General features: G+C 74.0%; 16 protein-coding genes. 8 read left to right on the top strand and 8 right to left on the bottom strand.

Going from position 1 to position 13,405, the window contains the following annotated elements:
- Nucleotides 1-105 precede the first annotated feature (105 nt).
- Nucleotides 106-642: a hypothetical protein gene (locus BIU90_RS02550; RefSeq protein ID WP_071298651.1), complete on the bottom strand. Its 537-nt coding sequence runs from the start codon at nucleotides 640-642 to the stop codon at nucleotides 106-108.
- On the bottom strand, nucleotides 639-1,316 hold the full coding sequence (locus BIU90_RS02545; protein ID WP_071298650.1) for a TetR/AcrR family transcriptional regulator: 678 nt from the start codon (nucleotides 1,314-1,316) through the stop codon (nucleotides 639-641). Before BIU90_RS02545 ends, BIU90_RS02550 begins: the two co-directional genes overlap by 4 nt.
- A 119-nt stretch (nucleotides 1,317-1,435) precedes the next feature.
- Here BIU90_RS02545 and BIU90_RS02540 point away from each other — a divergent pair, with 119 nt between their 5' ends.
- From BIU90_RS02540 to BIU90_RS02520, 5 genes are all read left to right on the top strand, one after another.
- Nucleotides 1,436-1,807 (top strand): VOC family protein, encoded by a 372-nt coding sequence (locus BIU90_RS02540; RefSeq protein WP_071298689.1) that lies wholly within the window; start codon nucleotides 1,436-1,438, stop codon nucleotides 1,805-1,807.
- Nucleotides 1,808-1,865: 58 nt separating this feature from the next.
- Entirely contained in the window at nucleotides 1,866-3,866 is a 2,001-nt protein-coding gene (locus BIU90_RS02535; protein ID WP_254786920.1) for a GMC oxidoreductase, read from the top strand.
- Between the two features lie 143 nt (nucleotides 3,867-4,009).
- Complete coding sequence (locus tag BIU90_RS02530) at nucleotides 4,010-5,395, top strand: FAD-binding oxidoreductase (RefSeq protein ID WP_071298649.1); 1,386 nt, start codon at nucleotides 4,010-4,012, stop codon at nucleotides 5,393-5,395.
- Nucleotides 5,395-6,219 (top strand): alpha/beta fold hydrolase, encoded by an 825-nt coding sequence (locus tag BIU90_RS02525; protein ID WP_071298648.1) that lies wholly within the window; start codon nucleotides 5,395-5,397, stop codon nucleotides 6,217-6,219. Before BIU90_RS02530 ends, BIU90_RS02525 begins: the two co-directional genes overlap by 1 nt.
- Before the next feature lie 34 nt (nucleotides 6,220-6,253).
- The gene (locus BIU90_RS02520; protein ID WP_071298647.1) at nucleotides 6,254-6,766 is read left to right on the top strand and encodes a DUF427 domain-containing protein; all 513 of its coding nucleotides are present in this window, start codon (nucleotides 6,254-6,256) and stop codon (nucleotides 6,764-6,766) included.
- A 97-nt stretch (nucleotides 6,767-6,863) separates the two neighbouring features.
- Here the strand turns inward: BIU90_RS02520 and BIU90_RS02515 are convergent, their stop codons facing one another.
- Nucleotides 6,864-7,745, bottom strand: coding sequence for an NAD-dependent epimerase/dehydratase family protein (locus BIU90_RS02515; RefSeq protein ID WP_071298646.1), 882 nt, complete (start codon nucleotides 7,743-7,745; stop codon nucleotides 6,864-6,866).
- An 84-nt stretch (nucleotides 7,746-7,829) separates the two neighbouring features.
- Here BIU90_RS02515 and BIU90_RS02510 point away from each other — a divergent pair, with 84 nt between their 5' ends.
- Both BIU90_RS02510 and BIU90_RS02505 read left to right on the top strand, forming a co-directional pair.
- Nucleotides 7,830-8,408 carry a TetR/AcrR family transcriptional regulator gene (locus tag BIU90_RS02510; RefSeq protein ID WP_071298645.1) on the top strand — a complete coding sequence of 193 codons (579 nt, stop codon included), beginning with the start codon at nucleotides 7,830-7,832 and terminating at the stop codon, nucleotides 8,406-8,408.
- Entirely contained in the window at nucleotides 8,405-9,397 is a 993-nt protein-coding gene (locus tag BIU90_RS02505) for an endonuclease/exonuclease/phosphatase family protein (RefSeq protein ID WP_071298644.1), read from the top strand. Before BIU90_RS02510 ends, BIU90_RS02505 begins: the two co-directional genes overlap by 4 nt.
- Nucleotides 9,398-9,472: 75 nt before the next feature.
- Here the strand turns inward: BIU90_RS02505 and BIU90_RS02500 are convergent, their stop codons facing one another.
- From BIU90_RS02500 to BIU90_RS02480, 5 genes are all read right to left on the bottom strand, one after another.
- On the bottom strand, nucleotides 9,473-10,195 hold the full coding sequence (locus tag BIU90_RS02500; RefSeq protein WP_071298643.1) for an anti-sigma factor: 723 nt from the start codon (nucleotides 10,193-10,195) through the stop codon (nucleotides 9,473-9,475).
- The gene (locus BIU90_RS02495; protein WP_071298642.1) at nucleotides 10,192-10,734 is read right to left on the bottom strand and encodes a sigma-70 family RNA polymerase sigma factor; all 543 of its coding nucleotides are present in this window, start codon (nucleotides 10,732-10,734) and stop codon (nucleotides 10,192-10,194) included. Before BIU90_RS02495 ends, BIU90_RS02500 begins: the two co-directional genes overlap by 4 nt.
- Nucleotides 10,731-11,420, bottom strand: a complete 690-nt coding sequence (locus BIU90_RS02490) for a YceI family protein (RefSeq protein ID WP_071298641.1) — start codon at nucleotides 11,418-11,420, stop codon at nucleotides 10,731-10,733. Before BIU90_RS02490 ends, BIU90_RS02495 begins: the two co-directional genes overlap by 4 nt.
- A gap of 110 nt (nucleotides 11,421-11,530) precedes the next feature.
- Nucleotides 11,531-12,313, bottom strand: a complete 783-nt coding sequence (locus tag BIU90_RS02485) for an alpha/beta hydrolase (RefSeq protein WP_071298640.1) — start codon at nucleotides 12,311-12,313, stop codon at nucleotides 11,531-11,533.
- 2 nt (nucleotides 12,314-12,315) lie between these two features.
- Entirely contained in the window at nucleotides 12,316-12,843 is a 528-nt protein-coding gene (locus BIU90_RS02480; RefSeq protein WP_071298639.1) for a phenolic acid decarboxylase, read from the bottom strand.
- A 63-nt stretch (nucleotides 12,844-12,906) separates the two neighbouring features.
- On the opposite strand from BIU90_RS02480, the gene BIU90_RS02475 reads away from it, so the two are divergent.
- Nucleotides 12,907-13,386, top strand: a complete 480-nt coding sequence (locus BIU90_RS02475) for a MarR family winged helix-turn-helix transcriptional regulator (RefSeq protein WP_083403623.1) — start codon at nucleotides 12,907-12,909, stop codon at nucleotides 13,384-13,386.
- Nucleotides 13,387-13,405 lie beyond the last annotated feature (19 nt).

Here is a 13,405-nt window from a genome sequence, read left to right as displayed (position 1 = left end):
GTCCCGCGGTCTGTGTCGCGAAAGCGACAGTTCCCCGCCGGACATCGGCCGCGAACTGTCGCTTTCGCGGACCGGATGCCCGCCGACGGTCGCGCACTGTCGCTCTCACGACGACAGGCGAGCGTCCGGCGCGGCCGCGGCAGCCGGTCCCGACCGCGACGCCGACGCCGACGCCGACGCCGCACGGTCCGCACGCCGGAAGCCCCCGATGCGGGCGAGCGCCCCGGCCGACCCGGCGGCCGGGGCGACCACGGCGAACAGCGGCCACGTCGGCGGCCAGACGGCGGCAGGCACCGCGGCGAGCGCCGCCGCGAGCACCGCCGTGCCGAGCACGTGCAGCCCGCGGCGGCGGACCGGCCGCATCAGCATGCCGAGCACCATCGTGAACGGCAGGGCGATGGCCGCCGCGACCACCGCCGGGACGAGGGACCAGAAGTCCATGTACACGGCTGACCCGACGGCACCCACCGCGGTCGAGCCCCAAGTGTCGTCGGTCCCGAAGTCGGGGACGGCGGACCCCACGAGGACGCCGACGACGGTCGCCGCCGGCAGCGTCGCGCCGAACATCCACCCGAGGGCACGGACTTCGAGTCGCACACTCGCCCGCCAGCTCCAGGTGGGGACGGGCAGCGCGCGGTTCATGCTGCACGCCCGGCGACGATGCCGGCGATCTCGGTGACCGTCGAGCGGAACGGGCGGAGGCGCAGCATCGGCAGCGCGAACCGCAGAACCCCGAGCACGGCGTCGACCAGGCGGGCGGTCCGGCGCTGCCCCTCGGACGTGTCGTACGTCCAGAACAGCGCGAAGAGGAGGTACCCCGTCCACAGCGCGGTCGGCAGGTCCTCGGCCAGGTCGGCGGGCAGCTTCTGCCGCGAGCCGGCGACGGCCTGGCGGAACAGGTCGAGCACGAGGTCGCGTGCTTCGGAGGACTCCCCCGACAGCGGGTTGATCGGGGAGTCCGGCGCCATCGCGGCCGACAGGAACTGCGGGGCGATCGCGTGGTACCCGGTCAGGTTCGCCAGCCCGGTGCGGACGACGATGCCGACCCGGGCGGTCAGGCCGTCGGTGGTGTCGAGGAGCGGGAGCGCGACCGCGCGGTGCTCCTGCTGCACGTCGACGTAGAGCTCCTGGACCAGGTGGTCCTTCGTCGGGAAGTGGTAGTAGGCGTTGCCGACGGACAAGCCGGCCTCGTCCGCGATGCCGCGCATCGTGGTGGCGTCGTAGCCCTTCTCGCGCAGGGAACGGATCGCCACCGCGCGGATGGTCGCGCGCGTGCGCTCCCGCTTCGGGAGCTGCTGGTCGCCGTTTTCGAACACGTTCAAAAATCTACACCGCCCGGCCGTGCGACGCAACGCACCCCGGTGCGGACGGGAGGCTCGGTGCCGGTCCGGTGGGGAGCCTCCCGTCCGTCGACGGTCACCGGTACGGTGGCGACATGGCGACGGCGCGGACGGTCCAGGTCACCTTCGACTGCGCGGACCCGGCGCGGGTCGCGACGTTCTGGGCGGCGGTCCTCGGCTACGAACTGGACCTGGCCGCCAGCGCCGCGTCGGACCCGGCCGGCATCGGACCGCGGCTGTTCTTCCAGCGGGTCCCCGAGGGCAAGGTCGTCAAGAACCGGGTGCACCTGGACGTCCGCGTCGGCACCGGTCTCGTCGGCGACGAGCGGCTGCGGGCGTTGGAGGCCGAGGGCGCTCGCCTGGAGGCACTCGGCGCGACCCGGGTGCGACTCCTGCCCGCGGACGACGAGGACGAGTCGTGTCTGGTGATGCAGGACGTCGAGGGCAACGAGTTCTGCCTGGACTGACCGACGACCCCCGACTGGCGATCCCGACTGGCGATCCCGACTGGCGAAGGAGCCACGCGTGCAGGGAACACTCGACGACCGACTGGTCGCCCTCGTCGACACGGTGGTGCCGGCGGACGACCGCCCGTCCGCCAGCCAGGCCGGCGCGATGGCGTTCCTGCAGTCGCTGCTGGTCGAGCGGCCGGAGTGGGGCGCCCGGTTCGACGACGTCGCCGAGCACGGGACGACCAGCACGCACTGGGACTGGTTCGCCGAGCTCGTCGCGGGCGGCCACTACGCGGACCCGGCGAACGGCGGCAACGCGGACGCGGCCTCGTGGCGGATGGTCGACTGGCACCCGGAGCCGATCGGCGGATGGCCCGTCCCGGTCCCCGTCGACACCGCACGCCCGACCACCGTGCACCCCGCGGCGCTGGAGGACCGGTACGACGCCGTCGTCATCGGCTCCGGCGCGGGTGGGGGCGTGGCGGCCTGCGGACTCGCCGAGGCCGGACGCCGCGTCCTGGTCGTCGAGGCCGGCGACTGGCCGTCGACCGGCGAGCTCGCCGAGGACCACCTGCGGAACCCGCGGTCCGACTGGGGGCTGCTCCCCCGGTCCGGCCCCACCGACGACCGGGACGTCCGCGTCCGTGACGACGGTCGCACGCAGCTGACGATCCGACCGTCCGACCCGGGCTGGAACGCCAACGCCGCGACCGCCGGGGGCGGGACCCGGGTGTACGGGGCGCAGGCGTGGCGGTTCGCGCCGCTCGACCTGCGGATGGCGTCGACGTACGGGGTCCCGGACGGCAGTGCGCTGCGGGACTGGCCGATCGGGTACGACGACCTCGAGCCGTACTACGCCCGGGCCGAGTGGGAGGTCGGGGTGAGCGGCGGGAGCGACGACGGGCGGTGGGCCGGAGCGCGGTCCCGGCCGCTGCCGATGCCACCCGTGGCCGCCGGGCCTTCACGAGAACGTCTGGCGGCGGCCGCTGCGACGCTCGGCTTCGGCACCGTGCACGTGCCGCTGCTGATCAACAGCACGCCGTGGCTCGGACGCCGCGCCTGCGCCGGGTGCAACCAGTGCGTCGGCTTCGCGTGCCCGGTCGACGCCAAGAACGGGTCGCAGAACACCATGCTGACGCGGGCGTTCGCCACCGGCCGGGCGCAGGTCGTGCTCCGGACACGGGCGGCCCGACTGCGCACCGACGGCGCCGGCCGCGTCGTCGGCGTGACCCTCGTCGGCACGGCAGACGGACGGGACTGGTCGCGGGACGTCGACGCGGCCGAGGTGGTCGTGGCCGCGGGGGCGATCGAGTCCGCGCGGCTCCTGCTCAACAGCCGGAGCGACCAGGAGCCGACGGGCATCGGCAACCGCGCGGACATGGTCGGACGCCACCTGCAGGGACACGTCTACGGCGGAGCGACGGGGCTGTTCGACGACGTGGTCGAGGACCTGGTCGGACCGGGACCGTCCATCGCGACGACCGACCATCGGCACGGCACCGACGGCATCGTCGGCGGGGGCATGCTCGCGAACGAGTTCGTGGCGACGCCCTCGAACACGTACCGGTACCTGGTGGCCGCTGGGCTGCTCCCCCGTGCAGGTGCAGCGTCGAAGGACGGCATGCGGCACCTCGTGCGGCGGACCATGCGGCTGATGGGCCCGATCCAGGAGGTCACGTCGGCGGACTCCCGGGTGCGGGTCGACGAGCACGTCGTGGACCGGTACGGCATCCCGGTCGCCCGGCTCAGCGGCAGTGTGCACGCCGAGGACCTCCGCGCCCGCGACGCGACGAGTGCCCGCAGCGCCGAATGGCTCCGCGCTGCCGGAGCGGTCCGGGTCGCCGAGGTCGGCGGTACCCCCGTCGGACCGTCCGGCGGGCAGCACCAGGCCGGCACCCTGCGCATGGGCTCGGACCCGTCGCACTCCGTCGTCGACGACCACGGCCGGGTGTGGGGGCACGACAACCTGCGCGTCACGGACGGCTCCGTGCACGTGACGAACGGCGGGGTGAACCCGGTGCTGACGATCCTGGCGACGGCGATGCGGAGCGTCGAGGACATGACGCGACCCTGACGGCGACGGCAGTGCGATCGAGCGACTGGCGGGCGTAGGGTCGTCCGGACGCACCGCCGCGCACCGTCACGCACCGCCGCGCACCGCCGCGCACCGCCGCGCCCCGCCGCGCACCGCCTCGCACCGGGAGGACCTGCACCGCCATGACCCTGACGCACCCCGTCGACACCACCGCCCTCGACCGACTGCTCGCACCGGATCGGGTCCTGCGCGACCCGGAGTCCCTGGACCGCTACCGCCACGACGACGCCGAGTGGGCCGAGCACCACCGTCCCCTCGCGGTCGTGCTGGCGGAGAGCACCGACGACGTCGTCGCCGCCGTGCGCTGGGCCGCCGCTGCCGGGGTCCGGGTCGTGCCGCGGGGTGCCGGCACCGGACTGTCGGGTGGTGCGAACGCCGTCGAGCACTCGATCGTGCTCTCGCTCGAGCGCATGGACGAGGTCCTCGAGGTGAACACCGACGAGCGCTACGCCGTCACCCAGCCCGGTGTCGTCAACGACGCCCTGCGCGCGGCGGTCGCCGAGCACGGGCTCTGGTACCCGCCGGACCCAGCGAGCTCCGCGATCTCGACGATCGGCGGCAACGTCGCCACGAACGCTGGCGGCATCTGCTGCGTCAAGTACGGCGTCACGCGGGACTACGTGCTCGGCCTGACCGTGGTGCTGGCCGACGGTTCGGTCGTCGAGCTCGGCCGCCGCACCGCGAAGGGCGTCGCGGGGTACGACCTGACGGCGCTGATGGTCGGGTCCGAGGGGACGCTCGGCATCGTGACGAGCGTCACCGTCAAGCTCCTCCCCCTGGCCGGGCGTGACGAACGTGCCGTGATCGGGTACTTCCCGTCGCTGACCGCCGCCGGGGACGCGGTCGCAGCGATCTCCCGCGCCGGGATCGTGCCCGCCGCGCTCGAGATCGTGGACCGTACCTGCCTGCGCGCCGTCGACGACTGGATGCACCTCGGGCTGCCGTCGGACGTCGACACGCTGCTGCTCGCCCGGGTCGATGAACGCGGCGCCGCCGGGGACGCGATCGCGGACCACGTCGCCCAGGTGTTCGCGGACGCCGGCGGCACGGACGTCGAACGGGCGACGGACCCGAACGAGATCGCCCGGCTGTTCCAGGCCCGCCGTCTGGCCTACCCCGCGCTCGAACGACTCGGCCCGGTGCTCACCGAGGACGTCTGCGTGCCGCGTAGCGCCGTCCCCGAGATGCTCCGCCGCATCCAGGCGACCGCGGCCGCGAACGCCGTGACGATCGCCAACATCGCGCACGCCGGGGACGGCAACCTGCACCCGCTGATCATCGCGCCCGAGGGTGACGACGCCGCGAAGGCCCGGGCGAAGGCGGCCTTCGACGCGATCGTCGCCGACTGCCTGGACCTCGGCGGGACGGTCACGGGCGAGCACGGGGTCGGCCTGCTGAAGCTCCCCGGGCTGCGCGAGGAGCTCGGCGAGCGGGTCGTCGCGATGCACCGCGCGGTCAAGGACGCCCTCGACCCCGCTGGCACGCTCAACCCCGGCAAGGCGTTCTGATGCCGACGTTCACGTCGTCGGACGGCGCACGGCTGGCGTACACCGACACGACCCCCGCACACACGGCCGCCCCCGGGCGCACGGTCGTCCTCGTCGCGGGGTACGCGATGCCGGCGACGGGCTGGGCCCTGCAGGAGGACAGCCTGCTGGCGGCGGGACACCGCGTCGTCGCGTTCGACCGTCGGAGCCACGGCGCGAGTGCGGACGTGCTGTGGGGGCAGCGCATCGCCCGACACGGTGCCGACCTGCACGAGCTGCTCCTCCACCTGCGGCTGGAGGACGCCGTGCTGGTCGGGCAGTCGATGGGAGCGTCGACGATCTGGGCGATGGTGGACCTGTTCGGCACGAGCCGGGTCGCGGGCGTGCTGACGATCGACCAGACCCCGAAGCTGGTCAACGACGCGGCGTGGTCACACGGCTTCTACGGCATGACGCCCGAGGACAGCGGCACCTTCTTCGACGACGGCATCCCCGACACGGGTCGCGGCGCCCGGGTGGACCCGGCGGCGCCCGGCGTCCGGCGGCTGGTCGAGCGCATCGGCGGCTTCCCGGCAGTCCGCACGCCGAACGCCCCGGAGACCGTCCGCCTGCTCCGCGACCACGGCCTGCAGGACTGGCGGGACGTGGTGGCGCGGCTGGACGTGCCCTTCGCGATGGTCGCCGGGCGGGACAGCCAGCTCTGGCCGTGCTCGCACGCGGCAGCCGCCGTCGGGGACAACCCCCACGGCCGCGCGGTCGTCATCGAGGACGCCGGGCACGCGACGAACCTGGACCAGCCGGACGTGTTCGACGAGCACCTGCTGGCCTTCCTCCGAGCGCTCTGACGTGGTTCCCGACCGGGTCGCGTAGACCGGTCGCATGACACCTCGCTGGCCCGGCCACCCCGCTCCCGTCACCCCCGGCCCCGGGCAGGAGTCCGTCTGGGACTACCCGCGTCCGCCCCGGCTCGAGCCCACCGGCGAGCGGATCGTCGTCCGTCTGGGCGGCGAGGTCATCGCCGACACGACCAACGCGGTCCGCGTGCTCGAGACGAGCCACCCGCCGGTGTACTACCTGCCCACGGAGGACTTCGTCGACGGCGCGCTGACCCCGGCCGAGGGCACGAGCATGTGCGAGTTCAAGGGCCGCGCGAAGTACCAGGACGTGCACGGCGGCGACGTCACCCTGCCCCGCGCGGCCTGGTACTACCCCACCCCCGAACCCGGCTACGCCGAGCTGGTCGGTCGGGTCGCGGTGTACCCGAGCCAGATGGATGCGTGCGAGGTCGACGGCGAACGGGTCGCCGCCCAGGCCGGCGACTTCTACGGCGGCTGGATCACCGCGAAGGTGGTCGGGCCGTTCAAGGGCGAGCCGGGCACGCTCGGCTGGTGACCGCGCTGCGGACGGGAGGCCCAGTGCCAGCTCGCACCGCGCCTCCGGTCCGCCGTGGGGTCACCGCCGCGCCGTGCGAGCGGACAGGCGGCGACCGTCAGGGCCGCAGCGCCTCCAGGTCCGCCAGCAAGCGCGGGTGCGTGGGCGTCCAGCCCAGCGCACTGCGCGTGTGCGCGCTCGACGCCGGCTGGTCCATCGCGAAGATCGGCCCGAACGGCCCGAAGGTGTCGTCCGCGACCCGCTCGACCGGCAGCCCGAGCCGACGGCCGATGACCCGGACGATGTCGATGACGCGGTCGCCCTCGTCGTCGACCGCGTGCCAGACCGACCCCGCCGGTGCCGACTCGAGCGCCAGGCGGAACAGCACGGCGGCATCGCGCGCGTGCACCGCGGGCCACCGCTGCTCGCCGTCGCCCGGGTGGCCGGCGACCCCGGAGCGCCGGGCGGTCTCGGTGAGGATGCCCGCGAAACCGCCGGCCCCGTCGGCGTGCACCGTGCGCGGCAGGCGGATCGCGGACACCCGGACGCCACGATCGGCGAGCGCCAGGGCGGCCAGCACGGACCGCGCCCGACCGGCGACCGGACCCTCGAGCGGCAGCGGGTCGGACTCGACCGCGGCACGGCCGGCGATCCACGGGGTGCCGGACACCACCACGAACGGGCGGTCGGTGTCGACCAGCGCCGAGCCGAGGGCCTCCATCGCGGCGGACTCCTGCCGGATGGCGGCCTGCAGTCCCTCGGCGGAGTCGTAGTCGTCGGCGAAGGCCAGACTGACCACGCCGTCGGCCGCGGCGGCCCCCGCGCGCAGGACGTCGAGGTCCGAGAGCGATCCGGGGACGGGGGTCGCGCCTGACGCGGTGAGCCTGGCGGCCGAGACGTCGGACCGGGCCAGGGCGGAGACGGCGTGTCCGGCGGTGACGAGCTCGGTGACGACGGCGGTGCCGATGGTCCCGGTCCCGCCGGTGACGAAGACGTGCATGGGTGCTCCTCGAGGGTGATGCGACTGTTGTCCCGTCACGGTACACCCGTGATGGGACTCTTGTCCCGTCAGTATGCTGGACCCATGCCACGCTGGGAGTCCGGAGCACGCGAACGCCTCGTGCTGGCCGCCGTCGATCTGTTCTCCGACCAGGGCTACGACGACACGACCGTCACGCAGATCGCCGAGCGCGCGGGCGTGACGAAGAGCACGTTCTTCCGGCACTTCCCGGACAAGCGCGAGCTCCTGGTGGCCGGGCAGGAGACCCTGAGCCGTCTGCTCGCCGAGGGGATCACCGCCGCACCCGCCGACAGCACGCCGCTGGCCGCCGTCGCCGCAGGCCTCGAACTCGCGTCGGCCGAGATGGGCCCGGCGAACCGCGAACTCGGTCCCCGCCTGCGTGTGGCCGTCGCCGCGAGCGCCGAACTGCAGGAGCGCGACGCCCTGAAGCAGGTCGGGATGGCCGCGGCGATGGCCGAGGCGCTCGCCGCCCGCGGCGTCGCCGAGGCGCCGGCACGCCTGGCGAGCGAGATGGGCGTCCTGGCGTTCAAGCAGGGCTTCGAGCGGTGGTCGAGCGGCCAGGCGGACGCGGACGACGGCCTCGCCCAGCACGCCCTGAGCGCGCTGGCCGAGCTCCGCGCCGCGGCCGCCGGACTGGCGTGAGCACGGTGCGCCGGGCGTCTCGCATCCTCCGCTGGACACTCGCCGGGCTCGTCGCCGCCGCGGGGGTCGTCCTGCTCGTCCCGGCGGTGTTCGGCGTGTCGACGCTGATCGGGCCCGCGCAGCTCGTGGCCCTGCGTGGCGTCACCGCGATCGGCGTGGCCGTCGGCGCGGGCGCCCTGCTGCTCGTCGCCGTCGTGCTGCGGCTGGTGCGGCAGCGCGTCGCCTGGGTGGTCGTCCCCGCGCTCGTGCTCGTCGTCTGTGCCGTCGCCCAGGTCGGCATCGGCGTGGTCCGCTCGGTCTCCCCGGGCCCCTCGAGCGCACGGTCGGACCTGGTCGTCGCGGGCTTCAACACCGAGCACGGGCTGGTCGGCGACACCGCGTTCGTCGACTTCGTCCGGCGCAACGGGATCCAGGTCGTGATGATGCCGGAGACCGACGCCGCCCGGGCCGCGGCATTGCAGCGGGCGCTGTCCCGCGCGGGCCTCGACTTCCAGCGGTTCGGCGTGCAGGTCGGCGACACCGCGAGCTCGGCGACGACCCTGCTCGTGGACCAACGGCTCGGGAGCTACCGGCAGGTGCGCGCGGCCGCGACCACGCTCGGGTCGGTCGCCGCGGTCCCGGTCGACGGGGACGGGCCGCGCTTCGTCGCCGTGCACACGAACCCGCCGATCCCGAACGCCGCCGACATGGGCCGCTGGCGGCACGACGTGCCGGCCGGACTGTCCGGGTGCCGCGGGGACGCCGTGGTGGCCGGGGACTTCAACGCGACCGTCGACCACGGCCTGTTCGCCCCGCCTGCCGGGTGCCGTGACGCGGCGGCGAGCACGACGAGCACCGCGACCTGGCCAACCTCGGCACCGACCTGGCTCGGCGGTGCGATCGACCACGTGTTGGCGACGGAGCAGTGGCGCGCCGTGCGGACCGACGTGCAGACGCTCGGCGGCAGCGACCACCGCGCGATCGTCGCGCACCTGCACCGCGTCGGCTGACCCAGGCGCCGCCGCAGACCCAGGTGCAGCCGCAGGCGCGGGCGCTCGGCGCGTGCGCCGACGCAGGCGCTCGCGCTACAGATCGACCCCCGCCAGCACGTCCTGGTGCCCACGGAGCCGCACCTCGACGCTCGCGATGTCCGACCGGGCGATGTCGGTCGAGGCGGAGAGCCCGCGGGCATCGGCACCCGCGGCCGTCCACGAGGCGATCGTCGTCGTGCTGCCGTCCGTCCGGACCACGACCAGGTCGTACATCACCGACCCGTCCGCGGCCCAGGTCCGGCCGCCGTACGAGCAGCCCCAGTCGAAGCGGGTGCCCCACTGCTCGCCGCTGACGGCCAGGTCGACGTCGAGTCCCTGCGCGCCGACCATCGCGTACCGGTCCGCCGCCGCCGAGGCAGCAGCGGACGGCCCCCCCGAGGCGCCGGCCTGCACCGAGGCGCTCCGCTCACCGGCGGTGCCGACGGCGAGGCCACCGAGCACGGCCACGACGACCGCCAGGCCAGCCGTGACACCGACCCAGACCCGGCGGGTGCGCCGCCGGTGCCGGACGCGGTGCGCGACGGCGGCGAGGGTGCTCTCCGGACGCGCCTCGGGCCTCCCGTCCGGTTCCGCGATCGCGACGGCCTGCTCGGCCGACAGCTTGCCGAGCAGCCCCGGCAGGCCGACCAGCTCGGCGACGGCGGCCGCACAGCGGTCGCACGTCTCCAGGTGCCGCTCGTACTCCAGCCGTTCGTCGGAGTCCAGCGAACCGAGCACGTACGCGGCGTCCCACTCCGCGAAGCGGTCGTCCGTCATCGGGTCACTCCTCGTTCCTGCAGCGCGAGTCGGATGGCTCGCAGCCCGTAGTGCAGCCGGGACTTGACGGTGCCCTCGGGGACGTCGTGGCGCCGGGCGATCTCGGACACGGTGTGGCCGAGCCAGTAGGCATCGACGACCACGCGCCGGTGGTCCGGGGTCAGCGAGGCCAGTGCGTCGGCGACGACGATCCGGTCCAGCACGGCGTCGGTGCGGTCGGCCTCGGCGCGCTCGACCGGCTGGTCCGTCCCGGTCTCGCGGCGGTTCCGGGCCGAGCGGGCCTGGTCGACGACCAGGTTGCGGGCCACCGTGAACAGCCACGCACGCGCACTGTCGGGTGCGCGCTCGAGGACGTTCGGCCGCTGCCAGGCGCGGACCATCGTCTCCTGCACGACGTCCTCGACCCCCTCGACGCCGTCCCCCGCAGCGACGCCCGAGCCGCTCCGCTTGAGGTGCCGCACGTACCGGGTGAGCGCGTCACCGTGCTCCCGGTAGAGCGCCTGCAGCAGCTCGTCGGCGGAACGGCTCGTCACGGTCACTTCCCGAGGTCGAGGGAGAACTCGACGGAGCCCTTCCCGTCCACGGTCACGAAGCCGAGCGAGGGGGCCGTCACGCCGTAGTCCTCGAACGTGACCGGCACCGAGCCGACGACCTGCACGGTGCCGCCGTCACCGACCGCGACCTGCGCGTCCGCGGTGACGGGGCGTTCGACGCCGTGCATGTCCATAGTGCCGGTGAGGGTGACGTCCTGCTTCGTGCCGTCGAGGGCCTGCGCGACGTCGACGGGCTTCGTCAGCGTGAAGGTCGCCGTCGGGAACTTGTCCGTCTCGAGGGCCTTCTGGCGGAAGTACTCGTCGCGGGCGGACTCGGGGGTGGCGATCTTCGCGACCTGCACCTCGACCGTGGCCTTCGTGAGCTGGCCGTCGGCGACCGTCGCGGTGCCCTGGACGTCCTTCGTCCGCCCGACGACGTTCACGTCGTTGCCCTGCAGGACCTCGTGCACACGGTAGCCAGCGTACGACGAGCCCTGGCTGGTCCAGGTGCCGTCGGCATCCGCTGCGTCGAGCTTGCCCGAGCCGGTGGCGCTGATGGACGGCGCGGCCTCGGCCTGGCTGTTGACGGTGTTCGCGTAGATGACCGGGCCGGCGACGACGGCCGCGGCGGCGATGACGACGACGCCCGAGGCGATGCCGATGACGATCTTGGTGCGCTTGGAGAGTCCCATACCCTGACGACGAGACAGCCGCCCGGATGGTTCAGATCTGCCTGGAGGCCCGGTGCGCGCCCGGCGCGTCGGCGCAGGGCGCGCACCGGGTGCCGGCCAGCAGCCGCCCGTCAGACGCCGGTGAACGCCACCAGGCGCCGGAGCAGCTCGGCGCGGAGCGGCACGGACGACCAGCCGTGGTCGGCGCCCTCGACCGGGACGAAGGTCGCCCCCGGCAGCAGTTCCCCGTACCGCTGCCCGTACGCCACCGGCACGATCGCGTCCGCCGTGCCGTGCACGACCATCGCGGGCCCGCGGTACCCGGCCGCGACGCCGTACGGGTCGAGGCCCGCCTGGACCTCGTCGATGAACGCCGGCCCGAGCGCGGTCCCGCCGAAGTCGAACCACCCGCGCTGCCGGACCGGGGCGATCGGCTGCCCCATGATCGCGTCGTGCACGGTGATGTCGTCCACCACGACACCGGCCGGCGACCACAGCGTCAGGGACCGGACGAGGTCGGGGACCCCGGCGGCGGCCATCGCCGACTCCACGGCACCCAGGCTGTGGGCGACGACGTGCACCGGCCCGCCCGCGTCGGCGGCGAGCCGTTCGATCATGCCGGTGACCTGGGCGACCTCGTCCCCGATGGTGACGTCGATGAAGTCACCGTCGCTCGCCCCGTGTCCGAGCCGGGAGTACGACCGCACGCCGACGCCCCGCCCGGCCAGGGTGCGCGCGGTCTGCACGAACAGCTGGCGCGCCCCGGTGTCCGAGTCACCGAACCCGTGCACGAGCAGCACCGCGGCGGCATCCGGTCGCACCGTGCCGTACTCCCAGCCGCGCAGGACGTGGCCGCGGTCGTCGAGCGTGACCGGCGCGATCGGCACCGACGGCGTCGTGAGGAGGTCCTGCATGGTCAGTTGCTCCGGTCGGCGAAGCCCGCGGGCAGGTCGGCCGGTGCGGTGTCGATCACCGTGTCGTCGTCCTGCCCGACGTGCTCGAACAGGGTGATGTGGGCGAACTCGGGGACGACGTAGATCGGGTAGGTCGGACCCTGGTCACGGTACGCGCGCATCTGGTCGAGGTGGTCGTTCTGGAACAGCACGGTCTTGCTGCCGTCCTCCTCCACCCAGTGCGGGAAGAAGATCGTGCCGTGCAGGACGCGCTCTCCCGGGACGACGTTCACGACGACGCTGGTGCCGGTCGGCTCGTTCCACGACACCTTGTAGACGCCGGCCGTCAGCATGACGAGGTCCACCTGCTGGTCCTTGACCCACCGGCCGCCGACCATGCCGGTGTGGATCCGGTAGTCGATCGTGGTGGCGTTCTTGACGTACATCTCGTACTGCCAGCCGTTGGCGTAGGTGTAGATGAACCGGTGTCCGACGATGCCGGAGAGGTCCTGGGTGGGGACGGGGTGCGCAACGCTCGTGGTGATGGTCATGCTTCGAGTTTGCTCTCGGAATGCGTTTGTTGCAAGCGTTTTTCATGGCGATACCCTGAGCATGTGGACACCGACCGGAGCGACCTCGACCTGGCGCTCGTCGCGCGACGGCTCAGCGCGGAGGTCGGACCGTTCCGCCGCGCGCTCCTGACGACCGCGCGCCGGACCGGGGCGCTCCCCGAGATCCCCGACGCACAGATCGAGGTGCTCCGCCGCCTGGACGAGGACGGCTGGTCCAGCCCGACCCGGATCGGCCGCGCGCTGGGCCTCGCACGCTCCACCGTCAGCAACCTGGTCGCGGCGATGCAGCGCGACGGCCTGGTCGAACGGCGCCTCGCTGCGGGCGACGGACGCAGCACCGAGGTCGGGCTGACCGACCTGGCCCGCGACCGCCTGGCGGTCTACGACGCCGCCGCCGAACAGGTGCTCGTCGCCGCGATGCAGACGCTCGACCCTCGGGCACGGCAGGACCTGGCGCGGGCCCTGCCACGCTTCGCCGAGCTCCGGCAGGTGCTCGAGGCCGGCGACCCGTCGCGCTCCTGACGGACGCACCGTCGGACGG

The organism is Curtobacterium sp. MCBA15_001 (genome assembly GCF_001864835.1).
Classification (GTDB): domain Bacteria; phylum Actinomycetota; class Actinomycetes; order Actinomycetales; family Microbacteriaceae; genus Curtobacterium.
Note: the sequence above shows the minus strand (reverse complement) of the source record. Positions and strands in the feature narration are given on the sequence as shown.

Bases quoted from the DNA above. Each gene is read 5' to 3' on its own strand.
- BIU90_RS02550 (WP_071298651.1), bottom strand. From the start codon at position 642: ATGAACCGCGCGCTGCCCGTCCCCACCTGGAGCTGGCGGGCGAGTGTG.
- BIU90_RS02540 (WP_071298689.1), top strand. From the start codon at position 1,436: ATGGCGACGGCGCGGACGGTCCAGGTCACCTTCGACTGCGCGGACCCG.
- BIU90_RS02530 (WP_071298649.1), top strand. From the start codon at position 4,010: ATGACCCTGACGCACCCCGTCGACACCACCGCCCTCGACCGACTGCTC.
- BIU90_RS02525 (WP_071298648.1), top strand. From the start codon at position 5,395: ATGCCGACGTTCACGTCGTCGGACGGCGCACGGCTGGCGTACACCGAC.
- BIU90_RS02520 (WP_071298647.1), top strand. From the start codon at position 6,254: ATGACACCTCGCTGGCCCGGCCACCCCGCTCCCGTCACCCCCGGCCCC.
- BIU90_RS02515 (WP_071298646.1), bottom strand. From the start codon at position 7,745: ATGCACGTCTTCGTCACCGGCGGGACCGGGACCATCGGCACCGCCGTC.
- BIU90_RS02510 (WP_071298645.1), top strand. From the start codon at position 7,830: ATGCCACGCTGGGAGTCCGGAGCACGCGAACGCCTCGTGCTGGCCGCC.
- BIU90_RS02500 (WP_071298643.1), bottom strand. From the start codon at position 10,195: ATGACGGACGACCGCTTCGCGGAGTGGGACGCCGCGTACGTGCTCGGT.
- BIU90_RS02490 (WP_071298641.1), bottom strand. From the start codon at position 11,420: ATGGGACTCTCCAAGCGCACCAAGATCGTCATCGGCATCGCCTCGGGC.
- BIU90_RS02485 (WP_071298640.1), bottom strand. From the start codon at position 12,313: ATGCAGGACCTCCTCACGACGCCGTCGGTGCCGATCGCGCCGGTCACG.
- BIU90_RS02480 (WP_071298639.1), bottom strand. From the start codon at position 12,843: ATGACCATCACCACGAGCGTTGCGCACCCCGTCCCCACCCAGGACCTC.